Source organism: Burkholderia sp. Tr-20390 (assembly GCF_017104595.1).
Taxonomy (GTDB): domain Bacteria; phylum Pseudomonadota; class Gammaproteobacteria; order Burkholderiales; family Burkholderiaceae; genus Burkholderia.
In genome coordinates, this window is record NZ_JAAGPC010000002.1 from 98,709 (window position 1) to 124,009 (window position 25,301).

Below are 25,301 nucleotides of genomic sequence, written 5' to 3' on the forward strand. Positions count from 1 at the left end.
GTGGTCGCGACGTGAGCGCCGATTGCTCGGGCTACCGCTCGATGGGCTTAAGAGTCTGAACGGGCCCGGCGCGACAGCTTCAATTCGAGCGTCGCGCCGATGTCGCCTTGCGGCGCGTCGGTGCGACGGCCGTTGATTCCCTGACCACGAGTTCCGGTGTGCCGCACACGCGCGTGCTTTCGCTTGGCGGTTCTCCCTCGATCATCTCGAGCGCCATTGCAATCGCATGCGCGGCGATCAGCGGCGTCGGGAACCGGACCGTCGTCAGCGCGGGACGGAACTGGTGCGCGAGCTGGATATCCGTCATGCCGACGACCGAGAGGTCGTCGGGCACGCGCCGGCCCAGGTCGGCCGCCGCCTGCAGCGCACCGATCGCCATCAGGTCGTTGGTCGCGAACAGCGCGGTGAGATCCGGATGCGCGCGCAGCAGCGCCATGGTGGCGTCGTAGCCGCCCTCGATCGAATCGTGCGTCGACACCGTCGTTACCGCACGTTCGGCATGGCCGCGCGAAACGAGCGCGTCGACGAAGCCGCGCAGCCGCACGGACTGCGGGCCGCCGGAGCCCTTGCCCACGAGGGCGCCGAAGCGCCGATGCCGCAGCCCGGACAGGTGCGCGGCGGCCAGCGCACCGGCCGCCGCGAAGTCGACCGTTACGCAGGGCAGCGTGTGCGACGCCGGCACGTGCTCCCACATGCACAGCACGATGGCTGCGCCATGGCGCGAGAGGTCGGCCAGCTCGAATTCGGCGAGATCGGTGTTCATCACGATCGCGCCGGCCGCGAGCGTGCCGGCAATGCGTTCCAGGTAACTGCGGGTGATCGCGGGATCATCGTCGGTGTTCGTGACCAGCAGGTAGTAGCCGCGCTTGCGTGCCTCGCGCTCGGCCGCCAGCACGAACTCCGGATAGAACGGGTTCGTGATGTTCGACAGCATCAGCGCGAGCGTGGGCGTGCGGCCTTCCGCCAGTGCGCGGGCCGTGAGGTTCGGCCGGTAGTCGAGCTCACGGATGACCGCCATCACACGCTCGACCGTGGATGTCTTGACCTTCTGCGGGTTGCGCAGCACGTTCGAGACGGTCGCGGCCGTCACGTTCGCGCGGCGCGCGACTTCGGCGAGCGTTACCATCGCCGGTGGCCGGCTGAGGCCGGCAGGGTCGGGGAAAGCGGATGCTGATGCATATATTGGGATAGCGTCCCACAAGTTGCGCAGCGATAATCGGTGCGCTAATTTCTCGACACACCCCGAACAGGCAATTCGACGGTTCGACAGCGGTCAGGCGCGCGAAGCACGCGCTGGCGTATCGACGCCGATGAACAGGAGACATCATGGTACGGCGAATCCGGCGCGTGGCGCCACAAAAATTTAAGCGTTTAAATTTCGCGCAGCCTGCTGCGTGACGCCGACGGAGACCATCGATGACCGCCATTTCATTGAAGGATTTATCCAAGCGCTACGGCGACCATGCACCGGTGCTGCGCGACGTGAACCTGGAGATCGCGTCACACGAATTCTGCGTGTTCCTCGGGCCGTCGGGCTGCGGCAAGTCGACGTTGCTGCGCATGATCGCCGGGCTCGAGGAGGTGAGCGAAGGCGAGCTGCGCATCGGCGGCGAGCGGATGAACGACACGCCGCCGGCGGAGCGCGGCGTCGCGATGGTATTTCAGAGCTACGCGCTGTTTCCGCACATGACGGTATTCGACAACATCGGCTTCGGCCTGCGGATCGCCGGCGTGCCGAAGGATGAAATCCGCCGGCGCGTGACCGAGGCCGCGCGCGTGCTGCAACTCGAAGCGCTGCTCGATCGCAAGCCGAAGGCACTGTCGGGCGGCCAGCGGCAGCGCGTCGCGATCGGTCGCGCGATCGTGCGCGAGCCGCGCGTGTTCCTGTTCGACGAACCGCTGTCGAACCTCGATGCGACGCTGCGCGGCCAGACGCGCGTCGAGATTGCACGCCTGCACGCGCGCTTTGGGCAGTCGAGTTCGGTCTACGTGACGCACGACCAGATCGAGGCGATGACGCTCGCCGACAAGATCGTGCTGCTGCACGCGGACGACGACGTCGCGCGCTTCGGCAGCATCGCGCAGGTGGGCGCACCGCTCGAGCTGTATCACCGGCCGGCGAACCGCTTCGTCGCGGGATTTATCGGCTCGCCGCGGATGAACTTCCTGCCGGCGACCGTTGCATCGAACGATCCGGATGCCTGCCGGCTGGTGCTCGACGGCACGGGAGAGCGGCTGGTGCTGCGAGGCCGTGCGCTGCCGCGCGGCATGGCGGCAGGCATGCCGCTGACCCTCGGCATTCGGCCGGAACACCTGGCGGTGGGTACCGGTGCCGCGCCGGACGCGCCATCGATCGTTCGCGAAGTCGCACTCGTCGAGCAGCTCGGCGAGGCGGCCTATGTCCACCTCGACCAGCCGGGCGGCACGCCGCTGCTCGCGAAGCTGCCCGGGCAGGCCACGCTGCGGCGCGGCGAGCGGCATGCGCTGCAGGTGCCGGCCGACCACTGCCATCTGTTCGACGAGACCGGCGCGGCGTTACCGGCCGTGCGCGCGGTGCCGACGTTCGCGTAGCGGCCCACCGATTCCCCGCGCGTTCCGCGCGCGGGGCATACAACGCAAAAACCAGGAGACAACGATGAGATTTCGCATGAGCAAACTGCTGCTTGCCCTGACGACCGCCGCCGCGCTCGTCGCGTCCGGCGCGGCCGATGCTGGCACGCTGAAGGTGAACGTCGCCGCGCGCGGCAACCAGCGCGCGACGTGGCAGAACGCGTTCGACCAGTTCCGCAAGGCCAATCCCGACATCGACCTGAAGGTCAGCTACGTCGGCGAGGAGGCGTTCAAGGTGCAGATGTCCGGGTGGCTCGCGACCGATCCGCCTGACGTGGTGAGCTGGAACAACGGCGAGCGGCTCGCATATTTTGCGAAGCGCGGACTGATCGAGGATCTGACGCCGGACTGGCAGAAGAACGGCTGGAACGATACCTATGCGGCCGTGAAGCAGTCGTCGACCTACGGGGGCAAGGTCTACAGCCTGCCGCTCGGCTATGACGCGTACGGCCTGTTTTACCGCAAGGACCTGTTCGACAAGGCCGGCATTCACGGCGAGCCGGCCGACTGGGCGCAGTTTCTCGACGCGTGCCGCAAGCTGAAGGCGGCCGGCATCGCGCCGATCGCGGTGGCCGCGCGCGATGCGTGGACGCTCGCCGCGTGGTTCGACTATCTCGACCTGCGGATCAACGGCTACGCGTTTCACCAGAAGCTGATGGCGGGCGACGTTGCCTATACCGATCCGCGCGTGCGCGCCGTGTATGCGGCATGGAAGAAGCTGATCGACGACAAGTACTTCATCGACAACGCATTGTCCTACGACGTCGATTCGCTGAGCCCGCTGATCGTGAACGGCCAGGCCGCGATGACGCTGATGGGCACCTGGTACTCGGCGGGCCTGCTGGGCGCGGCGCGCAACCCGATAGGCTTCTTCCGCTTCCCGGTGATCGATGCATCGGTGCCGCTGGCCGAGGACGGCCCGGTCAACGTGCTGGTGGTGCCGGCGAAGGCGCACAACAAGACCGATGCCCGTCGCCTGCTCGCGTTCATGGGGCAGCCCGCGATCAACGGCGAGTTCTCGAAGGGCATGGGCCAGCTGCCGTCGAACAACAAGGCGCCTGAGCCGCAGGATCCGATCTCGAAGATCGGTTTCCATACGCTCGCGACGACGACGGGCGGCATCGCGCAGTTCTATGACCGCGACATGACGAAGGAAATGGCCGACGAGGGGATGAAGGCGATGCAGCAGTTCCTGTCCGACCCGACGCAGCTCGACGCGGTCCTGCAGCGCCTCGAGCAGACGCGCAAGCGCATCTACAAGAAGTAGCGCGCGTCGAACGGGCCGGCCGCGCCGGCCCTCGAGACCGCTTTCGTTCGCATTGCAGAGGGTTCACCGATGTCACTCAGCCTGTCCGATAACGTATTGCCGCGAGGGGCGCGCCGCCGGCCGCGCACCGGCGCGTCGCTCGCGCGTCGCCGCACCCGCGCGGCGCTGCTGTTCGTGCTGCCCGGCCTCGCGCTGTTCAGCGTGTTCGTGCTGTATCCGATCGTCAGCAGCATCTGGCTCAGTTTTCACGACTGGGACGGGATGACGCCGCCCGTGTTCGTCGGTCTCGCCAACTACCGCGAACTCGTGCAATCCGACACGTTCTACGTCGCATTGAAGAACAACCTGGCCTGGCTCGCGCTGTTCCTCGCCGCGCCGCCGCTCGGGCTCGCGCTGGCGCTGTACCTGAACCAGAACGTACGCGGGATCCGGCTCGTGAAATCGCTGTTCTTCGCGCCGTTCGTGTTGCCGGGCGTCGTCGTCGGGCTCGTGTTCTCGTGGTTCTACGACCCGACCTTCGGCCTGCTGAAGCTGATCGTCGGTCACGGCATCCCGGTGCTCGGCGATCCGCGCTATGCGACCTACGGCGTGATTGCCGCGGCGCTGTGGCCGCAGATTCCGTTCTGCATGATCCTTTATCTCACGGGGCTGACCGGCCTGAACGGCGAGATCGTCGAGGCCGCGCGGATGGAGGGCGCGCGCGGCTTCACGCTGCTGTGGCACATCATCCTGCCGCAGTTGCGGCCCGCGACGTTCATGGCGATCGTGCTGACCGTGATCGGCGCGTTGCGCAGCTTCGACCTGATCTCGGTGATGACGGGCGGCGGCCCGTTCGACAGCTCGACGGTGCTCGCGTATTTCATGTACGACCAGGCGATCAAGTACTACCGCGAAGGGTATTCGGCCGCGATCGCGGTCGTGCTGTTCGCGATCATGCTCGTCTATATCGCGTGGCAGCTGCGCAAGCTCGTGCGCACCGAATCCTGATCCCGCACCGGAGCCCGATGCTCATGTATCCCATGCCCGTTTCCCGCTGGAGCCGGCCGTCGCGCTGGCTGTATGGCGCCTCGCTGCCATGCGCGCTCGCGCTGTGGCTCGCACCGTTGATGGCCGTGCTCGTCACGTCGATCCGCTCGAGCGACGAGCTCGCGGCCGGCCATTACTGGACCTGGCCGCAGCACTTCGCGCTCGTCGACAACTACGGCACCGCGTTGACGCAGACGCCGATGCTCCATTACTTCGCGAACAGCATCCTGATCACGGTGCCGTCGGTCGTCGCGTCGATCCTGCTCGCGTCGCTCGCCGGGCACGCGCTCGCGAACTACCGGTTCCGCGGCAACGCGGTGCTGCTCGGGCTGTTCGTCGCGGGTAATTTCGTGCCGATCCAGATCCTGATGATCCCGGTGCGGCAGATCATGCTCGCCACCGGCCTGTACAACACGGTGTGGGCGCTCGTGCTGTTCCATACCGCGTTCCAGACCGGCTTCTGCACGCTGTTCCTGCGCAACTTCATCCGCGAGCTGCCGTTCGAGCTGATCGAGGCTGCGCGCGTCGAAGGCGCGAGCGAATGGACGATCTACCTGCGCGTCGTGCTGCCGCTCGTGCGGCCCGCGCTCGCGGCACTCGCGATCCTCGTGTTCACGTTCGTCTGGAACGACTACTTCTGGGCACTGTGCCTGACGCAGGGCGACGATGCCGCGCCGATCACGGTCGGCGTCGCCGCGCTGAAAGGGCAGTGGACGACCGCCTGGAACCTCGTGTCGGCCGGCTCGGTGCTGGCCGCGCTGCCGTCGGTCGCGATGTTCTTCGCGATGCAGAAACACTTCGTCGCCGGCCTGACGTTCGGCGCGACCAAAGGATGACCCTATGACCTTTTCTCCTGCCGGCAAGGACGCCGCGATGCGTCTCGGCGTCTGCTATTACCCCGAACACTGGCCGCGCGAACAATGGGCGAGCGATGCGCGCCGCATGGCCGAACTCGGCCTGCGTTGCGTGCGGATCGCGGAATTCGCATGGAGCCGCATGGAACCGGAGCCGGAACGCTACTGCTGGGCGTGGCTCGACGAGGCGATCGACACGCTCGCGCGGCACGGCCTGCGGATCGTGCTCGGCACGCCGACCGCGTCGCCGCCGAAGTGGCTCGTCGACCGCCATCCCGACATCCTGCCGGTCGGCGCGGACGGGCAGGCCTTGCAGTTCGGCTCGCGGCGCCACTACGACGTGTCGAGCCCGGTCTATCGCGAGCACTGCGTGCGGATCGTCGACGCGATGGCGCATCGCTACGGCACGCATCCGGCCGTGATCGCGTGGCAGACCGACAACGAGCTCGGCTGCCACAACACGCTGCCGAGCTATACGCTGGCCGCGCTCGCGGGCTTCCGGCGCTGGCTCGCCGCGCGCTATGGGGAGATCGCCGCGCTGAACCGCGCGTGGGGCAACGTGTTCTGGAGCATGGAGTACCGCAGCTTCAGCGAGATCGAACTGCCTCGGCACACGCCGACCGATGCCAATCCGGCCCATCGGCTGGATTACATGCGCTTCCAGTCGGACGAGGTCGCGCGGTTCCATGCGCTGCAGGTCGAGCGGATTCGCGCGCATTCGCCGGGCCGCGACGTGCTGCACAACTTCATGGGTTTCTTCACGGAATTCGATCACTACGCATTCGCCCGCTCCGGTCTCGACGTCGCCGCGTGGGACAGCTATCCGGTGCCGCGCACCGAGGTGCTGCCGCTCGACGAACGCGACAAGCATCGCTGGGCGCGCACCGGGCATCCGGACGTGTCGGCGTTCTCGCACGACCTGTATCGCGGCATCGGCCGCGGGCGGATGTGGGTGATGGAGCAGCAGGCCGGCCCCGTGAACTGGGGGCCGCACAATCCGGTGCCGCACGCGGGGGCGGTGCGGCTGTGGACCTGGGAGGCGTTCGCGCACGGAGCGGAACTCGTGTCGTATTTCCGCTGGCGGCAATATCCGCATGCGCAGGAGCAACTGCACTCGGGGCTGAATACGCCGGACGACCGGTTGTCCGCCGGCGGGCGCGAAGTCGCACGGGTCGCCGCCGAGCTCGCGACGCTCGATCCTGCGCTGACGAACGCTCGCCCCGTGCCCGCACGCGTGGCGCTGCTGTTCGACTATGAAGCCGACTGGATGATCCGGATTCAGCCGCACGGCGCGGACTTCGACTATCAGCAGCATGTGTTCGACTGGTATCGCGCGCTGCGCGAGCTCGGGCTCGACGTCGACCTCGTCGCGGCGAGCGCGGATCTGGACGGCTATGCGCTGGTCGTTGCGCCGACGTTGCCGGTCGTGCCGGACGGCCTGGTCGAGCAGGCGGCGCGCGGTGGTGCGCACTGGCTGTTCGGCCCGCGCAGCGGCTCACGGACTGCGGAGTTCGCGATCGTGCCGGGGCTCGCGCCCGGCAGGCTGCGCGACGTGTTGCCGGCCCGGATCGAACAGGTCGAATCGCTGCGGCCGTCGCTGGCGCCGCGCGTGAGTGTCGACGGTGTGGAGGGGCATGCCGTCAGGTGGCGCGACCACGTCGAGGACACCGGCGAGGTCGACGTGCTCGCCTCATTCGACGACGGCGTGCCGGCCCTCGTCGCGCACGGCCGCGTGACGTATGCGCCGGCCTGTTTCGATCCGGACGTGCTGCGGGCGGTGATCGCCCGCAGCGCACGCGAGGCCGGGTTGCCGGTACAGGCGTTGCCGGACGGCGTGCGACTGCGCAGGCGCGGCCGCCTGACGTTCGCACTCAATTACGGCGAAACGCCTGTTCCGGCACCCGCGCCGGCAGACGCGACGTTCGTACTGGGCGGGCCCGTGATCGGCGCGGTCGACGTCGCGGCGTGGATCGTGCCGGACTGACGTCATGCGATCCCGGTTTGCCGGCCTGGTCCGGATTCCGCACTTCGTCGCGCTGTCCGCCGCCGCGTTGATGCTGGGCGTCGCGATGTCGTTTACCGCCCCGTTTCTGTCGCTGTTCGGCGTCGAGGCGGCCGGCATGTCGCCATGGATGGCCGGGGTGTTCATGACCTTGATCGCAGCGAGCGGCGTGGTCGCGAGCACGTGGGCGGGCCGCTGGTCGGATCGCCATGCGAAGCATCGTCCGCTGCTCGTCGCGTCGCTCGCGGCCGCCGCACTCGGCTTCGCGCTGCTGTGCCGGCTGCGCGCGCCGGCGCCCGTCATCGTCACCGGCACGCTGCTGCTCGGCGCGGGCGCCGTGTCGCTGTCGCACATCTTCTCGTTCGCCCGCGCGGTGCTGCCGGCAGCGAACGACGCCGAGCGCGAACTCGCGGCGGCCGCGCTGCGCACGATGCTGTCCGTCGCGTGGGTGTTCGGGCCGGCGCTCGGCGCGCTGATCCTCGCGCAAGCGGGCTTCTCCGGTCTGTTCCTGGCCGCCGCGCTCGGCTTCGCGGCGTGCATGGCGATCGTGATGCGGATTCCGGAGCCGGCCGCACGACCCATCCCGGCCGTATCGCGGTCGTTCGCCGCCGAGGCGCCGGCGGCGGCATCTTCGCAAGACACCGCGCCGCGTGCGGTCGTCATGCGCACGCTGGCCGCACTGACGCTGATCGGCCTCGCGGCGAACGCGACGATGATCGTGCTGCCGCTGTACGTCGTGCGCGGGCTGGGCGGCTCGCCGGCGGACGTGTCGGCCGCGCTCGGCATGGCCGCACTGCTGGAGATCCCGATGATGCTGTGGCTCGGGACCCGCTCGACCCGGCTCGACAAGGCCCGCTGGCTGACCGGCTGCGCGGCCGTGCACGCGATCTATTTCGCCGGGCTCGCAGCGGTGCCGCATGTCGGCGCGGTCCTGCCGCTTCAGTTGTTGAGCGCGTGTGTCGTCGCGATTACGTCGTGCCTCGGCATGACGCGCGTGTGCGACATGATGCCGGCGCGGCCGGGCACCGCGACCGCGATGTTCTTCAGCACCGCACGCGTCGGGTCGATCGTGTCGGGGATCCTGTCCGGCGCGCTGCTCGACCTGTTCGGCTACCGCGCGACGTTCCTGTGCTGCGGGGCGCTGGCGCTCGCGGCATGGGCGCTGCTGCGCGCGGCGCGCGACCCGGGTACCGGCGTTGCGAACGCTGCGCGGCATGCGCGCGGACGCTGCGATACGCCGGGCTGACGCAAAGCGACGCACTTCTGGCCGGCCGCCGCGCACGAATGTCACGCGGCGGCCGGCATGCCGTCAGCGTCGCCGGAACGCATCCAGCGACGGGAGCGCGTTGCCGTGGAAATCGAACAGCGTGTTGTTGTCCCACTGATCGCCTGCGCCGATCTTCCAGCCCACGCCGGGCGTCGGAATCCATTCCGGTTCCCACCAGAACACGCCTTTGCCGCGTCCGCCCGGGATGCCCTTCACGATGTCGGTCACCGCCGCGAGGAACTGCGCCTGCCCGGCGGGCGACGGCGGGAACGTCGTCGAGCCCGTGTTCGTCATCGTGTTCGGTTCGCTGTCGCCGTCGCTGGTGGTCCACGGATAGGCTGTCTCGACGACGATCAGCTCCTTGCCGTAGCGCACGGCGAGATCGTTCGCGTTGTTGCGCAGGTCGTCGAGCGAGCCTTGCCATTGCGGGTAGTACGACAGGCCGATCACGTCGAAGGCGACACCGCGCTGCGTCGCGCTGTCGAACCACCAGCGGCTCTTCGCATTGTCGCCGCCGCTGTCGATGTGCAGCACCACCTTGATCCGCGGATCGAATGCCTTGATGGCGTCGTGCCCGGTCTTCAGCAGTTGCGCGAGGTTGTCCCACTGGTCGTACTTGCCGAGCGGCCACAGCATGCCGCCCGTGATTTCGTTGCCGATCTGCACCCATTCTGGACGCACGCCGGCTCGCGCAAGTTGCGTCAGGACGTCGGTCGTGTACGCGGCCAGCAGCGCGCAGGTGTCGGCCAGGTTCTTGCCCGCCCACGCGTGCGGCGGATACTGCTTGCCCGGATCGGCCCACCAGTCGCTGTAGTGGAAGTCGACCAGCACGCGCAACCCGAGGGCCGCTGCCCGCCGCGCGAGCGCGCACACATGCGCGGCATCGTTGTAGCCGCCCGGCTCGCTCTGGTTGGCCGGGTAGAAGGCTGGATTGCCGGGATCGTTCCAGACCTTGATCCGGATCGAATCGACACCGTGCGCGCGCAGGATCGCGAGGCAGTCGCCGGCCTGGTTGCGGTCGAAGAAGCGCGCGCCGTGCGCCTCGAGCTGCGGCAGCGTCGACACGTCTGCGCCCATGGCGAACGAGCCGGGTGCCGACGCGCGCATTGCGGCAAGCGCCGGCACCGCGCCGGCGAAATCGAGGCCGGCAAGCGCCGCGGCCGAGAGGCTCCAGCGCAACATCGATCGTCTGTCCATCGTCATCCTCCTGAACATGGATACCGAACTCGTCGGTTCCAGCAAAATTTAAGCGTTTAAATTTCCGTTGCTTTTTTTGACGCCGGTCAGGCGTCGAAACGAGCGTAGCAAAAGCACCCGTCGATGCCCAAGGACAATGTGTAATGCTTAATATTTGGCAGCAGGGGGAGAGTACTCTACGAAAGAGACGCAACCACACGCTCCCATGTTGACGTGGGCATATCTGCAGGGTGTTGACGAATCATCGTATCGAAGCATGGAGCAAGGCTGCGTAATTGCGAGATCGCGTCGATTTGCAGAGCCGCGGTGCGGTGGGGGGCCAATCGGGCGTTAGGTTCTTTCTCTCACGTGTTCGAGCGCCTACCGGCGAAGGCATAGATACCGTCGGATGGGAGCATCCCGGAGGATTCGGATCGGCAACGGTAAGAGTCAAGCATCGAGGAAGTTCATTTCCCCACCCTGAGGACCAGGTTGTGGCAACAAGGTCGAGATTATATTTGACATATTTAACACTCTCGTCGGACTCGCTTGATAAGCAGGTCGTGTTTTCGGTTAGTAGTTGAGGGTGATGCGAAGGGTAAGCCTCCGGCTGCCTTCCGCCAGCCCGGGCTTCCGCGGCGTTCCTCGAGCTTACTTTGAGAGTCCGCAACCCCATGATTTTGGGGGATTTGGTGGGTAACGGCATGCTTGCGGCGTCCGGCCGCGTCCCCCCACAATTTCCTCACGAAACATGGGTAGCGATATGGGTTTTGTGGGTAGGAAAGGAGGGCGGCATGGCAGGACGACAATTGCATCGGCTCAGCGCGCTGTGTGTCGCGAAGGCGGTGGATCCGGGGCATTATGCCGACGGCGGTGGCCTCTTCATGCAGATTGCCGGCAGTGGCGCATGCTCGTGGGTGTTTCGCTTCACGCTCGACAGGCGAGTGCGCGAAATGGGCCTCGGACCGCTTTCACGAGTCTCGCTTGGTGAAGCGCGAAAGCTGGCCACTCAATACCGCGAGATGGTTCGGGACCAGATTGACCCCATCCTCGCGCGGCGCGAAGAGCGGCGCCGCCGATTACTCGACATCTCCATCGATGCCAACGTGACGTTCCATGAGGCTGCTGAAGCGTTCATTCGAGCGCACGAACCGGAGTGGCGAAACCGGAAGCACAGTCAGCAATGGGGCAATACGCTCAAGACTTACGCCTATCCCATCAACGGCGATGGGCGTGTGCGCGACATCGACACAGCGATGATTGTCCGCATTCTGCAGCCGATTTGGACCAAAATGGCGGAGACGGCGTGCCGTGTGCGGGGGCGCATCAAGGCGATCCTGGACGCGGAGACCGTGATGGGGCACCGAACCGGTAGTAACCCGGCCCGAGGACCTCGCTATCACCGCATCGATGCTGTTGCCGCCCGTGATTTCCGCTGCCTATTCGACTCAAAAGCTTGTCCTGACGCCGACGCGACCAATTGCTTGCGACGGTGACGATGACGGAACGTATACGCCGTTGAACTGTGCGAATGCGCCCGAATTCGTACGTTGGTACGCGGCTTCTGCATAGACAGCGGTCCGTTTCGAAAGGAAGTAGCTTGCCGCCCCCGTAATTTGATGGGCATGGTTGTTGGTCAGCGTTTCGTTACCCTTCATATACATATAGTTTGCTGAAAGCAGCCAGAACGGCGTCGACTGCCAACTTCCACCGACCTGCGCTGAGTAGGCAGATGCACCTGAAAGCTGGTTTTTCACGGTTGTTAGCAATGCGTTGATGCCGAATGACTCGAACGAATAGCGGGCACCGACGCCCCAGTTCACGATGCGAATTTGTGGGGGACCGTCCGCCCCGCCTGCATACCGCTGACTCGTGTATGCCGCACCACCGGAAAAGCCCCCAGCACGATAGAGCAGGTCGAAACTGTAAGCGTTGCTCTCAGCCGTGCTGCCAGCAACGTTGCCGAAACCGTACATGGCACCGAGTCGCAGGCCGGCGATGGATGGCGAGAGGTATTTAACGGCATTATCTACGGGCACGCCGTTCAGACGGTCCCAACTTATCGCTCCAGTGGCGTTGTTCGGAATCTGTAGTGCGTTGAATGGACCATTACGGAAGTTGTAGAAGCCACCGCCATACAGAGCGCCGTCGGCTCCCGTCGGGAGAAGTAACTCGTGCATGAAGTCATACTGCTCACCGAGCCTGAACTCGCCATACTTGTCGCTTGCCAGCGCAACATAGGCTTCCTGACCGAAGAAGGACTGGCCGGGAATAACCGCCCCGTTGCTCAACTGGAATTGGTTCAGTAGCCGGAACGACGCATAGTAGCCCCCACCCAGGTCTTCTTTGCCTTGGAGGCCCCAGAAATTGGGATTATAGATACCATCATCGAACTTGAAGTTGCTGTGCCCGCCCTCATTGCTAACGTAGGTGACACCGGCATCTAATAAACCGAACATCGTAACGCTGCTCTGAGCACTCGCACTGTCCATCAGGACGGCACAACTCAGCAAAACAGTAATAGCCGCTCCAAACCTCATGTTGTCTCCTGTTCTATCTCTAACGTCTATATCGCGAGCAATGCTATTTAGTACTGCGAATGATACGGCTACCTTTCTTTCCGTGACCACGATAACGATGGCGCGCTCACGCGATGTTTCCTGGCTCCTTCGCCGCGCACCCGGAACGCTTGCGCGGCGCGGTTTCGATTAACGAGCACGAGACTGCGACGCCCAGTACCATGCCGCAAAGAGCAAAGTCGAATACATGAGGCAGGCCAAAGTGCTGCGCGATGAACCCGGCAATTGCCGGTGCGACACCGCCACCGAAGATTTCCCCTATCCCCGATATAAGGCCGATGGTGGACGCTATCAGGCCGGCAGGCGCCGCTTCTGTCGCCACCGGACCGCTGAGCAGACTCAGCAGCCCGATCGAGCACATCGCAATGCCGAACAGCAGGCCGAACAGAACGGGAGGATTCGCACCGGTGTTCATGAAGGCATAGAGCAGCACGGCGGCCAGCGCGAATGCGCCAATCGCGGCGACTTTCCGACCGATAAAGTCCGATAGTGCGGAAAGACTGAACGAACCGACGAAGCCACCGAAGCCAAGCGCCGAGGCGACGAAGCCCATGCTCTGCGAGTCGAGCTTGAGAACTTCGACGAGGTAGGTCGGCACCATTGCACCTATCACGAAAATTCCGGCCATCGAGCACAGCATGGCGAGCATCGCCATGCACACGTTCCGGCTCCCGAACATGGAGCGCCATTGCGGCGAAGCGGCGACCGAAGGTGATGGCCCGGCTTGTGCCGGCGAACGCTTGTCGCGAAGGAACACGGAGATAAGGACTGCAACGATGAGCCCCGGAACGGAGGAGACCACAAAAACCCAGTGCCACGACGGTACAACCTTCAGCAGCTGCGTCGCCAGAATTGGCGCGACGCCGAGTCCCAGAAGGGAGAACATGCTCATCTGCAGCCCGAGATTGAACCCGCGGCGAGATGGCAGCGATGCCTCGCTGGCAGCGGCCACGCTAGCAGGGGTGAAGGCGCCTTCGGCGACGCCCATCACCCCGCGCACGAGCAGCAGGCTTATAAACCCTGAGGCGAATCCGGAAACTGCCGACAACAGCGAGAACGCTACCATTGTCCAGATGAGAATCCTCTTTCGACCGACGCGGTCAGAAATCGGACCGCTGGCAATCGCCCATACACCCCAAGTGATTGCTAGTACACCAATGAGACTCCCGAGTTCCTGATAGGTCAAACCGAGTTCCTTGACCATGAGCGGAAACAGCGGCGCCACAATCCACCTGTCCAGACCGACGAGACCAAAGCCAAGCGCGAGTAGCGCGAGCGTTCTAAATTCGTACCGAGCATCGTGACGATCAACATGCAGCATGGTATGTCTCCTTTACCTTTGTCTTGACTTTTTTAGCAACAGCGGTCGCGAGTCCGAGCGAAAGGGCGGTCGCGCATCAGCAGGCGCGGCCTAGACATCGAGCGCGGGCAATCGCTGACATCTGCTGCTCGCCACCACTCGCGCTGGCGCGGGAGCACCCGGAGCCAGCGAGCGATGCCGGAGGCGATCTCGCAGCGTGATGCCACCGTATAGGCACCGAGCGCGAGGTTGTCCTCGACCGTGAAGTCGCCGAAGGAGCCACGGCCTGGGACACGTGCGCGCCGCGGCGTGCCGGGCGTTGGTCTTCCCGGCGCCGTTGGCGTCGACCAGCAGGACGATTTCGCCCGGGTGCACCGCCACGATCATGTCGGCGAGCGCCTGGACGCCGCCGAAGCGCACGCTCACCTGGCGCACCTCAAGCAGTGGCGGGGATGAGGCCGCCAGCGCTTCCATGGGGGATTCGATGTTTGTCTCCTCTTTTGTGTTCACGGATCCCACTGCGGACCCGTTTGTTCTCCCTCGTCCTGATGGCGCTGGCAGGACGACCTGCAGGACGAGGGCGGTCAGCTTTCCGCCAGGGCCAGGGCGAATTCGCGGCGCCCGCGCTCGCCGTGAATGTGTTCATAGTCAGGTGCAGGCGTGGTATCGCCCGCCTCCAGATAAAGCTCGACGAACGTCGGACCGTTTGCATTCAAGAGCGCTTCGGCCTTGGCGCCGAAGGCGGACAGCGCGGAGAACGATTCGGCATGGCGGTATCCGGCGCTCCGCGCAATGCCGGCGAAATCGAGAACACCTTGTGCCGGGATGGGGTGTCCACCGTTGGCCTCGTAGCTGCCGTTGCGCGATACGAAGTGGATGAGGTTTTTCGGCGCGGCCGCGGCGACGGTCACCAGCGTTCCGAGGTTCATCAGCAAACTGCCATCACCATCGAGCACCACGATGCGCCGCTGCGGCATCGCCAATGCCAGGCCGAGCGCATGGGACGAGGCCAAGCCCATCGCGCCCACAGCCACATAGTTAAGCGGGTGGGGGCGGATTGCGAGCCACTCGAAAGCCGACGAGTAGGTGGACACCACGATGTCCTGGGGCAAGAGGTCGGCGAGGAGCCGGAAGCACGCGTCACGTTTCATGGCTTAGGCACTGGGATAGCGGGTGATGAGCACGGTGAGGGGGGCACTGCGTTCGAAGGCACGCGTGAGCGCCGGCGCGATGGCGGCGGCTTCGTCGTCGTTGCGCGCCAGTCGATAGGGCATGCCCAGCGCTTCGATCAACGGGATCATCCGGTTGACCCCATAGTTGGCGGACTGTTGCGGATCCTCCGGAGCGTCCGCGAACAGCAGGCCCACCAACATGCAAATCGGCTGACGGTACTCCATGGCGATGGCGCGTATGGCGTTCATGGATGCCATGAATCCCGTGTACTGGATCAAGATGGCCGCGCGCTTGCCACCGGCCAGGAGCCCGGCACAGATGCCGATGGCTTCCTCCTCGCGGCATACCCGGACCAGCTTGAGTTGCGTGTCTTTGGCCAGCGGGCGCAAGACGCCTTCGGAGGTGGTCAGGTCGGGAACGGAAATGACGTACTCGATCCCTGCGGCCTTGAGAGCCTTCAGGATGGATGCGCCGCTCAGCTGTGTTTTGTCGTTCATTGGTACTCCACCCACACGCTCTTGGTCTGCAGGAACTCGCGGACGGCCTCCTGACCATTCTCCCGACCGAAGCCGGACTTCTTGAAGCCGCCCAGCGGAGTCATGCTGCTCACGCCGCGGTAACTGTTGATCCAGACGGTGCCTGCCGCGAGGTCCTTGTGTAGCCGCAGCGCACGCTCCAGATCGCGTGTCCACAGTCCGGCCGCCAGCCCGAAGGGGGAATCATTGGCGATGGCGACCGCTTCGGCCTCGGTCTCGAAGCGCATTACGGCCAACACGGGCCCGAAGACCTCCTCGCGCCACAGTCGCATCGAAGGGTTGACCTCGGTAAAGATGGTGGGCGGGACGTACCAGCCATGGGAAGCGCAGCGCGCGGAGAGCTCGCCCTGGAAAGCGCGGGTGGCGCCCTCCTCGTGCGCATCGAGCAGGTGCGACTGGATGGTTTCGAACTGGGCACGCGTCGTGATCGGCCCCATCGTTGTTTCGGCGGCGAGCGGGTCACCGACGACGATGTCTCGAGCCCGGGCCGTGATGCGCCGGACGAACTCGTCGTAAATGCCTGCCTGCAGCAGCAGCCGCGAACCGGCGACACAGGACTGACCGCTGGAAGAAAAGATGCCGCCGGCGACTGCAGGAACTGCACGGTCTAAGTCCGCATCGTCGAAGACGATGACCGGCGACTTGCCGCCAAGCTCCATCACCGTCGGTTTGAGATGCTTCGCTGCGAGCGTCGCGACGGCACGCCCGCCAGCCTCACCCCCGGTGAAGGTTACTTTCGCGACCCGCGTGTCCGCTACCAGCGCCTCGCCGACCTCCTGCCCGTAACCGGTCACCACATTGACCACGCCTGCCGGAAACCCCGCCTCGGTCACCAGCCTGGCAAAGTGAAGCGTGGAGACCGATGCATGCTCCGACGGCTTGACGATGGTCGTGCAGCCAGCAGCGAGCGCAGGAGCGACCTTCCACGAGGCAATGACCAGCGGGGAGTTCCAGGGTGTGATGGCTAGGACCACGCCTACCGGCTCATGGCGTGTGAAGTTGAACACCCCGATGCGGTCGACCGGGATGACTTCGCCTTCGAGTTTGTCAGCCAGTCCCGCGAAGTAGCGCCAATGCTGGGGAAGGTAGGCGTACTGCTTGCGCAGCTCGGTGAGGGGTTTGCCATTGTCGCGCGCATCCAGTTGCGCCAGCAACTCCGCGTCCCGCTCCAGAAGGTCCGCAAGGCGGAACATCAGGGCGCCGCGCTGAGTGGCCGTGAGTTTCGCCCAGGCACCGCACAGCGCCTCATGGGCAGCCGCTGCCGCCACTGCGGCATCCGTCGCGCTACCGCGGGGAATCATCGCCCAGACTTCCTGCATGGCCGGATTCAGCGAGCCGAGCCACTCACCATCACAAGGGTTATGTGCCTTGCCACCGATGTGCATCGGGTATTGTGCCACTTCGATTTGCTTGTTCATCATTTGAACTCCAGACTCCGATGGCGGTTACTCTCCATCACCCGGAAGTTCCCAGCAAGGCCCATCGGCATTCGTTCCAAATATTGGACCTTATGTGTCTTTGCCGCGACAAATACACCTAAAGATTGCTAACCACAACCTAGTATCGCCGGTGATCAGGGAAAATATATGGTCCATATAGCGGACCAAAACTGAGGGGAGTTGCTTGGATCTGGTTTGCCGCAAGATCATGTCGACGTCGGAAAGGTCCACGTGGTGGATCGACGGCTCAATCTAACCGGCCAAACATCCATGTTCAAAATCTTCGATCTCCTCAATGGGTCGCGCCTGACGGCCTCCTATGCTGAGAGCTGCCTGTCCAATGGCGTACACGCCATCCACATCACGCTCAACAACTTCCGGGGCATCAATCCCGTGCCCGACCTGCGCCACTCGCTGGACCAGCTGGCCAACTACCGCGCGCACCTGCGCACGCTGGGCGGCCTGATCCGGATGGTGGAATCGTTCGACGACTTCGAACACGCACGCGCCGAGAACAAGCTCGCCGTGGTGATGGGTTACCAGAACGTTCCAGGCGTCGAGCGCGACCTGAACCTGCTGCGCCTGTTCCACGACGCCGGCGTGCGGGTGATCCAGATCGCGCACAACATCCGCAACCTCTACGGTGACGGATGCGCCGAACCTGCCGATGCTGGCCTGTCGACCCTGGGGCGTGAACTCGTCTGCGTGCTAAACGAGCTCGGTATCGTGATCGACCTGTCGCACGTCGGCGACCGCTCGGGCGTCGAGGCGACGATGCTGTCCAGGCAGCCGGTCGCCGTCACCCATGCCAACTCTTTCACGGTCTGCCCGAACATGCGCAACAAGTCCGACGCTCTGCTCGACGCGCTGAAGGACAACGGCGGCGTGATCGGCATCACCTACCTCCCGCCTCTGGTGCGTATGCCCACGGAAGGCGCGCCCTCGGCCAGGGACGTCGTCGCCCATATCACCTATTGCTCCGAGCGCATCGGCACCGAGCATGTGGGCATCGGGTCGGACTTCATCACAGACCAGCCAGCGGAGCGCTATCAGGATTTCCTGCGCAAGCCCGAGGTGTATGGCACCTGGCCCTGGCGCTTTCCAGTAGACAACCTGCAGCAGCAGCAGGAACTGCTCGAGTCCCTGTTCGCGCAGGGCCTGAACCGCGCTCAGATCGAAGGTATTGCTCAGGGCAACTTTATGCGCGTATTCAAAGCCGTCCTTTCATGACAAGCCAAGGAGACAACATGACCAAGCGACCCCTGGGGAAGATTCCGCGCGAAGCGGTCCTGCAGCTGACCATCCCGCGCTATGACCGGGACATCATCGAAAGCTTCCATCAGTTGGAGGACCTCACCGGCACGGTCTCCGACGCGCTGGACGAACTAGGTATAGCCACGGTGGTGCCCGGCTGCAACCTGCCGCCCAACTTCTGTTCCGCTAGGATCGTCGGGCCCGCCCTCACGCTTCGCAATGTCGAGCAGCGGGACAACTCCTACCGCGGTGCGAAGGAGCGGGTCTCGAAGATGGCGGAGATTGAAGCGCACAACCTGGCGGAGCCGGGCGACGTGTTGGTGATCGAGGGCGTGGTAGGCATCTCCAACATGGGCGGGCTGTCCGTCACCATCGCGCAACGCCAGGGCGAAGTCGGCGCGATCATCGACGGCAGCATCCGGGACGTACAGCACGCACGCGAACACCTGTTCCCCATCTGGTCTCGCGGGCCCAGTTCGGTCACCGGCAAGTGGCGACTGGAGACCGTGGCCGTGAACGGAACCGTGACCATTCTGGGCGTGCAGGTGCGGCCCGGCGACCTGGTGGTGGCCGACGAGGGTGCCGTCTGCTTCATTCCGCAGGATACGGTGCAGGCGGTGCTCAAGCGTGCGCACGAAATCGCGGCCGGCGAGGCCAAGCGCTACGCGGATATCCGCGAAGGTGTACCGGTGCCCGAGCTGGCCCAGCGCACCCACGTGTACAAATTCACTCCGCAAGCCTGATCATGAACAGGCGTCACCTCTATCGGGCCCTGCCCGTTGCCGTCACGTCTCAGAAGCGCTCGCCTGCGCTTCCCAATATGGCGACGATAACAGAGGCCCTTCAGGGCTACGAGCGGCCGCTCCGGACCGGCATCTTCGCGCCTCCCAGTAGTTCGTCTCGCATCGTTGAAAAGCTGGCCGGCGAGATCCGCAAGGCGACAGTGTCGCCCGAGCTGGCCGCAGAGTGGCAGGAGTTCGATGCGGAGGGGCGCCCCATGTCGCCTGCGGAGTTCACCGCCTGCTGGAAGCAGCAGGTCGATCTTTGCAGAACAATCGTCAAGAACGACAACATCAAGCTTGCGGAGGACTGTAAGCATGTCCCAGGTCACTGGTGTGGCGGAGCTGCCTCTGGTGGACACCCACGCCCATATCTACAAGAGCACAATGCCGTTGTCGAAGGATGCGTGGCGAAGGGTGGAGAAACCCGCGCCGGTCGAAGACTTCCTGGCCACGTTGGACAAGCACCACATTCCATTCGGAGTGGTCGCTGCGGCCAGCATGTTCGGGGAGTACAACGAGTACACGCTCCAGTCCCTGCGGGCGTCGCCACGGCTGCGCGGCACGGTCATCGTTCCGCCGACCGTCGATCCGTACATCCTACGCCGGATGCGGGACGACGGGGTGGTCGGTGTACGGTGGGTCTGGTTCATGCAGAAAGGGTTGCCGGACTTGCGTTCCGCCGAGTACCGCCTGTTCCTGGCGCGCCTTGCGGATTTCGATATGCATGTCCAGATCCTGTTGGGTGGCGAGCGTCTCGCTACGGTGCTGGAGGCGTTGGCGAAATCCCCGGCGAAAGTGGTCGTCGACCACTTCGGATTCCCGGACCCCAAACTCAGCACCCGGTGCCCTGGCTACCAGGCGGCGGTACGCGCCGCGGACAACGGACGCACCTGGGTCAAGATGGCTGCGTGGCACCGCCTCGGGGAGAGCGGCCCGCAACTCGGCGCGGCGCTGCTGGCTTCACTGGGCACGGACCGTGTCATCTGGGGCAGCGACTGGCCCTTCGTCGCCGCGCATAAAGGCTACGCCTACGCAGAAGCGGTCCAGTCCTTCATCCACGCCGTCCCTGATCCTCTGCAGCGTCGGCAAATCTCCGAAACCGCTTTGCGGCTGTACTTCGGCCACTGATTTTTGGAGGCCAGGTCTAAAACTGAATCCGCTCGTTTGAATATGTTCCAGCAGACGGGCGAGCAACGAAATTTTAGGAGTGCTACATGAATTTCGCTAAGACGATTGCAGCGGATACGAAGACACCGGAAGTTGTGGCGCCACGACTGAGTGGGTTCTACCACCCAGCGGAACTTACCCAGACCGCCTCCGAGTTCGGTTCGACGCCGCGCGATCACCGGCCTGATGCCGCGATCACGCATGCGCTGGCGATGTGTGTCGGAGTGGTAGCAGCGCACGCCGTAAGGGACCTTGGGGCCGCCGTTGGCGTCTACAAGGTTGTAATCCTTCGAACCTGGTCGCCCACGATCCGTCGGGTTTGCTCCAATTTACCGCCCGCCCCCATGGCTCGCACCGAGGAAGCATCGACTGCAGCATACGAGAAGCCCGGCCCAGTAGGCCGGAGTCGCGCAGCTGGTGCAGACAACGCGAGCGGGTTGCGGCCCGTGCCGGACCCCAGTGCGGTCGGCAAGTGATTCCATCGGACCCCGGCGCGTAACACGAAGCGAGCGCCATTGAGCGCTGCCCGCTCCAAAACACGAGGTCGGCCGTTCTTTCGTCTTTGCGACGCTTTGGGTTCGGCAATGACGCTTCGATCAGTGTCCACAATTCGTTGTCAATGATCGGCGATTGCATCTTCTCGGTCTCCGTTGCCCGGAAGGCGAGGTTAACATCGTGTCCGGAAAATAGCCCGCCCTTCATAGGTTATTTGAAACTTACCTCTTATGAACAAGCTTTTTATCACTCCTGCCTCCCACTTCACGCGCAAATGCCGCGTCACGATCATTGAACTCGGCCTGGAAGATCGCTTCGAACTGGTTCCTACCGTCTGGCCGCACAACTGGGGGACCGAAACGACCCCGTATGACGAAGACTTTCTCGACGCGTCCCCGATCGCCAGGATTCCGGCGCTGCGAAGCGAGGATGGAATTCGGTTGACGGACTCCTCCACCATCTGCGAGTACCTGAACGACGAGCTCGGCGACTTCCGGTTGTGCCCCCGATCCGGCAGGGCGCGCTGGGACATCCTTTCCGTGGTTTCCATCGCCACGCATGGGGTGATGGAGGCCCAGGTGCTAAGGCGCGCGGAGATGCTGCGCAAACGCGAGGGATCGCCCAACCCGCAGGAGTTTTCTGGCAGCTTCGTGCGCAAGATGATGGATCGACAGGATCGTTGCTACGAGTACCTCGACAACATCTGCGGCGATTTCCGTTCTGAGCCGGATCTGGGCCAGATCGCGGTGGCTTGCGCCTGTGCGACATCCGACTTCCGCTTCCCGGAAGACGACTGGCGCAATCCGGCGCCTCGCCTGGCGAAGTGGTACGACAAATTTGCCCAGCGGCCGTCCATGCAACAAACGATGCAGGGCGAGACCCCGCGCTAACCCCTAGGAGGACAGTCCCATGAAATTCATCTACTACCGCGAGGAAAGCTCGAACCTCTGGCGCTGGACCCTTTACGGCGAAGATCGCCGCAAGGTCGCCGAGAGCGTCGAGAAGTACTACAACGCCGCTGACTGCCTGTCTGCCATCGAACTGGTCAAGAACTCCAGGGGCGCTGAAGTCACTCAACGCGAAACGCCGTGACCAGGATCAGCTGGCGACGGTGGCGATATACGGTAATTCGGCCTGTCCTGACACGAAAGGCCGGTCCATCAAAAACAATGTCGGAGGAGACGTGACTTCACACGCGACGACGTCGCAGCCGTTCAGCGGTGCGGCGACGCCTGCCGCTGCTGTTAGTGTGCTTCATCATTAAATACATTGACAGTGCCAACATCGGCATCGCGCAGATTCAGTTCAAGGCGGCTCTGCATTTTGGCGATCTCGTGTACGGCTTCGGTGCGGGGTTGTTCTACGTCGGCTTTGTGCTCTTCGAGGTGCCGAGCAACTTGATGCTCGCGAACATAGGCGTGCGCTTGACACTGCTGCGGATCATGACCCTCTGGGGCACCATATCCTGCGCCATGATGTTCGTGCACACGCCCATGGAATTCTATATCGCCCGCCTGCTGCTGGGTGCAGCCGAGGCGGGCTTCTTCCCCGGGTTGATTCTGTATCTCAGCTACTGGTTTCCGGCCGAACAGCGCGCACGGGTGACGGCGCTGTCGTTCGTCGCACTTCCGATTGCCACGATCATCGGCGCGCCGACGTCGGGCTGGATCATGTGTCAGTTCCACGACGTGAACGGTCTGGCGGGCTGGCAATGGATGTTCCTGCTCGAAGGACTCCCCACCATCGTGTTTGGCGTGATTGTCTTCTTCAATCTGGAGGACTGCCCGGAACGAGCGAAGTGGTTGAGAGCTGACGAGAAGACGCGGCTCACGAATGTGCTTAATGAGGAGCGCAGGCTGAAAGCTGGCGAGGTCGGTCACGGCGGCACGCTCGCGGCGCTGAGCGACTGGCGTGTGTACATTTTGGGGCTGGTTTCGTTCTGTGCCCACGTACTGGCGAGCACCATCGCGTTCTTCGCCCCGGTCGTGATTCAGTCAGCGGGTGTGCGCGATACGTTCCATGTGGGACTGCCGTACATGCAGCGTAACCTGGGGCTGGCTGTGTTACTGCTCACGATTGCAACGGCGGGGCACTTGTCGAGCTTGTCCGTGTTCTGGACGATTCCGTCCACCGATCTCCCGCCGGCGAGTGCAGCCGCCGGCATTGCAGTGGTGAGCAGCATCGGCGGGCTGGGCGGGCTGGTTGGACCGAGCTTGATCGGTTATGTGAAATCGACCACGGGCAGCCTTGAGGTGGGGTTGCAGGTCGCCGGTTGCTTCGTCCTGTTCGGGAGCATTCTCCTGCTCGTCAATATTCCGGCGCGGCTACTATCCAAGCGGGCTTCCCGCTCCTGAGCAGGCGGTCCTGCGGGTTGTCCCAGCAATGGCAAGGCGAAAGCATGACGCGATACCATTGTCAGTCAGCCGACACATGCTCCAAGGCTTCCCCACGCTGGAGCGCTTGCTAACTGCGGCGCGTTCAGGCTTTTACTCCTGCTTTTACTCCCGATTTCTGCCAGAACGAGAGTTGCTGTCGATCATGGATGTGTTTGCCAAGTTACATGACCCGCGCTACCGCAGGTGTCGCTATCCGCTGGAGGAAATGCTCTTCATAGCGTTGTGCGCCACGCTGACGTGCTGCAGAACAAGCACGCCCCGCTTCGACGTGCCGTGTGCATCCTTGCGCGAGTTGATTCGGACCCTGAAATCGCGCCTCGGTTAGCTCGGTTAGTATGGCGCACCGCGATCTTCAGCTTCCAAACCTCACTCGCAGTGGCTTCGACTTTCTATTCCATTATCTGGACTTCTTGTGAGCGGCGAGCCCCCCTTTGACGGCACGGAAGCGCCGCACGCTGCCTGTGCCCGTGCCGCTTTCGGCAGTCGCGATCCGTTGCTCGACGTGGTTGGCATGGAAGCGAATGATCCGCACGATATCCGGAATGCGGGTCGGGGGCATGCGGTCGGCTATGGCCGCAGTCCCAATGCCTGCGATCGGTCGGTCCGCGCCGTCGCGGATCACGACGGCGACGCCGCGCACGCCCTTGAGCACGAGGCCGTCGCTCAGTGCATAGCCGACGCGCCGGGCCCGCTCCACCGCTTCCTGGATCTGACGCAGCCCCGCGCTGGAGAAGTTGGCGAGGGTTCCCTTGACGGCGTCCAGCACAGCGTCTGCCTCGTCCGGGGCTAGCGCCGCTAGCAGGGCAACCCCCGTGGCTCCCACGCCGAGCGGGCGGCGGGTCCCCACTTCGACCGTGAAGGCTTTCACCGGATAGCTGCCGGCCTGCCGGTCAATGCAGACCGCCTCGGTGCCGCTGCGGATCGTGAGGAAGCCGGTATCGCCTGTCTTTGCAGCAACCGCCGCAAGGTCCTCTGCGGCGAGTTCTTTGAGATCATACACTGTGCGGTTGGCGGACCATCCTAGGACCGCCAGCTCCTGACCCAGGCGGTAGCGCCGGCTGTCCTCCAGTTGCTCGACCATCCCCTGCTGCTTGAGGGTGTCGAGGATACGGTGTACGGTCGGCTTGGTCAGGCCGGAAGTCTGCTGCAAATCCACCAGGCGGCAGCCTTCGCCCCCACCCGCGGCCAAAATGCGGATCAGGCCGATTGCGCGCTCAAGCGTCTGGGTGCTCATAGCGGGTCCAATTTATGGAACATGAATGTGTGATTTTGCCGAATTTGTTCGCCGGCGCCAACTACGTTAACGGTCCGGATGGTGGAACAGTCGGGCGGAAGCTTGAAGCATCCTGCGATACGCTCGAGTATGCCAATAGCGACGCGGGTGGCGTGCTTGCCAAGCAAGTCCGCATTTTTTCGCCGCCACAGACCGGCTCTGCACTACTGTCCGCCTGGCGCAGAGTTCATTGCGGCGCTCATTTCCACGATTTCAGGAGACAACTCATGGATTCCACCAAGCGGTCCGCCTTCTTCATCGAACCCACCTGCTACCCACGTCCGCTCAAGGTCGTCGGTGAGCACGTCACAGTGCTCGCCTCAGCCAAGAGAACGGGGGCATATGAGGTATTGCTGCAGGACGGTGTCGAAGGCAGTGGCCCGCCGCCGCACCATCACCCGTGGGACGAGTCGTTCTATGTGACGGGCGGGGAAATCACGTTCAAGTTCAACGTCGGCGATCAGGAGCAGCAGGTTGTTGCCCGAGCCGGAACGTTTGTGCACTTGCCGGCCGGCACGGTTCACTCGTTCCGTTTTGGGGAAGGCGGAGGTCAGATGATCAACATCGGTAGCCGCGACGCTCTCGAGCCGATGTTCGCGCATCTCGATCGCGAAATTTCGCCTTCTTCGCCTGACTTCGAGCGCTTTGTGAACATCTGCGCCGAGCATCAGTCGTTGATCCAAGTGCCGGACTGAGGAGTCAGAT

22 protein-coding genes and 1 pseudogene are annotated in these 25,301 nt (G+C 64.0%); 14 read left to right on the forward strand and 9 right to left on the reverse strand.

The features are described from left to right. Nucleotides 1–79 precede the first annotated feature (79 nt). A complete protein-coding gene (locus G3N98_RS01565; RefSeq protein WP_206146978.1) occupies nucleotides 80–1,126 on the reverse strand; it encodes a LacI family DNA-binding transcriptional regulator in 1,047 nt (348 codons plus the stop codon). Nucleotides 1,127–1,416: 290 nt separating this feature from the next. Between G3N98_RS01565 and ugpC the strand changes: the two genes are divergently transcribed. The 6 genes from ugpC to G3N98_RS01595 all read left to right on the forward strand — a co-directional run bounded on the left by ugpC (nucleotide 1,417) and on the right by G3N98_RS01595 (nucleotide 9,005). Beyond that, a complete protein-coding gene (gene ugpC / locus G3N98_RS01570) occupies nucleotides 1,417–2,571 on the forward strand; it encodes a sn-glycerol-3-phosphate ABC transporter ATP-binding protein UgpC (RefSeq protein WP_206146979.1) in 1,155 nt (384 codons plus the stop codon). A gap of 64 nt (nucleotides 2,572–2,635) precedes the next feature. After that, on the forward strand, nucleotides 2,636–3,877 hold the full coding sequence (locus G3N98_RS01575; protein ID WP_206146980.1) for an extracellular solute-binding protein: 1,242 nt from the start codon (nucleotides 2,636–2,638) through the stop codon (nucleotides 3,875–3,877). A gap of 69 nt (nucleotides 3,878–3,946) precedes the next feature. Then, nucleotides 3,947–4,864: a sugar ABC transporter permease gene (locus tag G3N98_RS01580; RefSeq protein WP_206146981.1), complete on the forward strand. Its 918-nt coding sequence runs from the start codon at nucleotides 3,947–3,949 to the stop codon at nucleotides 4,862–4,864. A gap of 23 nt (nucleotides 4,865–4,887) precedes the next feature. Then, nucleotides 4,888–5,739, forward strand: coding sequence for a carbohydrate ABC transporter permease (locus G3N98_RS01585; protein ID WP_206147033.1), 852 nt, complete (start codon nucleotides 4,888–4,890; stop codon nucleotides 5,737–5,739). Nucleotides 5,740–5,776: 37 nt separating this feature from the next. After that, nucleotides 5,777–7,741, forward strand: coding sequence for a beta-galactosidase (locus G3N98_RS01590; protein ID WP_206147034.1), 1,965 nt, complete (start codon nucleotides 5,777–5,779; stop codon nucleotides 7,739–7,741). 4 nt (nucleotides 7,742–7,745) lie between these two features. Beyond that, nucleotides 7,746–9,005, forward strand: coding sequence for an MFS transporter (locus G3N98_RS01595; RefSeq protein ID WP_206146982.1), 1,260 nt, complete (start codon nucleotides 7,746–7,748; stop codon nucleotides 9,003–9,005). Nucleotides 9,006–9,068: 63 nt separating this feature from the next. Here the strand turns inward: G3N98_RS01595 and G3N98_RS01600 are convergent, their stop codons facing one another. Then, entirely contained in the window at nucleotides 9,069–10,223 is a 1,155-nt protein-coding gene (locus G3N98_RS01600) for a glycosyl hydrolase 53 family protein (protein ID WP_206146983.1), read from the reverse strand. Between the two features lie 773 nt (nucleotides 10,224–10,996). Here G3N98_RS01600 and G3N98_RS01605 point away from each other — a divergent pair. Next, nucleotides 10,997–11,698, forward strand: a complete 702-nt coding sequence (locus tag G3N98_RS01605) for an integrase arm-type DNA-binding domain-containing protein (RefSeq protein WP_241025683.1) — start codon at nucleotides 10,997–10,999, stop codon at nucleotides 11,696–11,698. Here G3N98_RS01605 and G3N98_RS01610 read toward each other — a convergent pair. From G3N98_RS01610 to G3N98_RS01630, 5 genes are all read right to left on the reverse strand, one after another. Further along, on the reverse strand, nucleotides 11,651–12,742 hold the full coding sequence (locus G3N98_RS01610; protein WP_241025684.1) for a porin: 1,092 nt from the start codon (nucleotides 12,740–12,742) through the stop codon (nucleotides 11,651–11,653). The two genes, G3N98_RS01605 and G3N98_RS01610, sit on opposite strands and share 48 nt — an antisense overlap. Before the next feature lie 106 nt (nucleotides 12,743–12,848). After that, nucleotides 12,849–14,102: an MFS transporter gene (locus G3N98_RS01615; RefSeq protein WP_346779056.1), complete on the reverse strand. Its 1,254-nt coding sequence runs from the start codon at nucleotides 14,100–14,102 to the stop codon at nucleotides 12,849–12,851. A gap of 563 nt (nucleotides 14,103–14,665) precedes the next feature. Beyond that, entirely contained in the window at nucleotides 14,666–15,232 is a 567-nt protein-coding gene (locus tag G3N98_RS01620; protein ID WP_206146984.1) for a thiamine pyrophosphate-dependent enzyme, read from the reverse strand. Nucleotides 15,233–15,235: 3 nt separating this feature from the next. Next, nucleotides 15,236–15,751 (reverse strand): thiamine pyrophosphate-binding protein, encoded by a 516-nt coding sequence (locus G3N98_RS01625; protein WP_206146985.1) that lies wholly within the window; start codon nucleotides 15,749–15,751, stop codon nucleotides 15,236–15,238. Continuing rightward, complete coding sequence (locus tag G3N98_RS01630) at nucleotides 15,748–17,208, reverse strand: aldehyde dehydrogenase (RefSeq protein ID WP_206146986.1); 1,461 nt, start codon at nucleotides 17,206–17,208, stop codon at nucleotides 15,748–15,750. The genes G3N98_RS01625 and G3N98_RS01630 overlap by 4 nt, the downstream gene beginning before the upstream one ends. Before the next feature lie 291 nt (nucleotides 17,209–17,499). Between G3N98_RS01630 and G3N98_RS01635 the strand changes: the two genes are divergently transcribed. The 3 genes from G3N98_RS01635 to G3N98_RS01650 all read left to right on the forward strand — a co-directional run bounded on the left by G3N98_RS01635 (nucleotide 17,500) and on the right by G3N98_RS01650 (nucleotide 20,393). Continuing rightward, nucleotides 17,500–18,459 carry a membrane dipeptidase gene (locus tag G3N98_RS01635; RefSeq protein WP_206146987.1) on the forward strand — a complete coding sequence of 320 codons (960 nt, stop codon included), beginning with the start codon at nucleotides 17,500–17,502 and terminating at the stop codon, nucleotides 18,457–18,459. A gap of 17 nt (nucleotides 18,460–18,476) precedes the next feature. Next, on the forward strand, nucleotides 18,477–19,226 hold the full coding sequence (locus G3N98_RS01640; RefSeq protein WP_206146988.1) for an RraA family protein: 750 nt from the start codon (nucleotides 18,477–18,479) through the stop codon (nucleotides 19,224–19,226). Nucleotides 19,227–19,580: 354 nt separating this feature from the next. Further along, a complete protein-coding gene (locus G3N98_RS01650; protein WP_206146989.1) occupies nucleotides 19,581–20,393 on the forward strand; it encodes an amidohydrolase family protein in 813 nt (270 codons plus the stop codon). Here G3N98_RS01650 and G3N98_RS01655 read toward each other — a convergent pair. Further along, nucleotides 20,294–21,068: pseudogene (locus G3N98_RS01655) on the reverse strand (transposase). The gene G3N98_RS01650 and the pseudogene G3N98_RS01655 overlap by 100 nt on opposite strands. Nucleotides 21,069–21,157: 89 nt before the next feature. On the opposite strand from G3N98_RS01655, the gene G3N98_RS01660 reads away from it, so the two are divergent. From G3N98_RS01660 to G3N98_RS01670, 3 genes are all read left to right on the forward strand, one after another. Further along, entirely contained in the window at nucleotides 21,158–21,817 is a 660-nt protein-coding gene (locus G3N98_RS01660) for a glutathione S-transferase family protein (protein WP_206146990.1), read from the forward strand. A gap of 19 nt (nucleotides 21,818–21,836) precedes the next feature. Beyond that, a complete protein-coding gene (locus G3N98_RS01665; RefSeq protein ID WP_206146991.1) occupies nucleotides 21,837–22,019 on the forward strand; it encodes a DUF1508 domain-containing protein in 183 nt (60 codons plus the stop codon). A gap of 128 nt (nucleotides 22,020–22,147) precedes the next feature. Further along, complete coding sequence (locus G3N98_RS01670; protein ID WP_206146992.1) at nucleotides 22,148–23,281, forward strand: MFS transporter; 1,134 nt, start codon at nucleotides 22,148–22,150, stop codon at nucleotides 23,279–23,281. Between the two features lie 439 nt (nucleotides 23,282–23,720). On the opposite strand, the gene G3N98_RS01675 is transcribed toward G3N98_RS01670, so the two are convergent. Then, nucleotides 23,721–24,557 carry an IclR family transcriptional regulator gene (locus tag G3N98_RS01675; RefSeq protein WP_206146993.1) on the reverse strand — a complete coding sequence of 279 codons (837 nt, stop codon included), beginning with the start codon at nucleotides 24,555–24,557 and terminating at the stop codon, nucleotides 23,721–23,723. A 266-nt stretch (nucleotides 24,558–24,823) separates the two neighbouring features. Here G3N98_RS01675 and G3N98_RS01680 point away from each other — a divergent pair, with 266 nt between their 5' ends. Next, nucleotides 24,824–25,291: a cupin domain-containing protein gene (locus G3N98_RS01680; RefSeq protein ID WP_206146994.1), complete on the forward strand. Its 468-nt coding sequence runs from the start codon at nucleotides 24,824–24,826 to the stop codon at nucleotides 25,289–25,291. Nucleotides 25,292–25,301 lie beyond the last annotated feature (10 nt).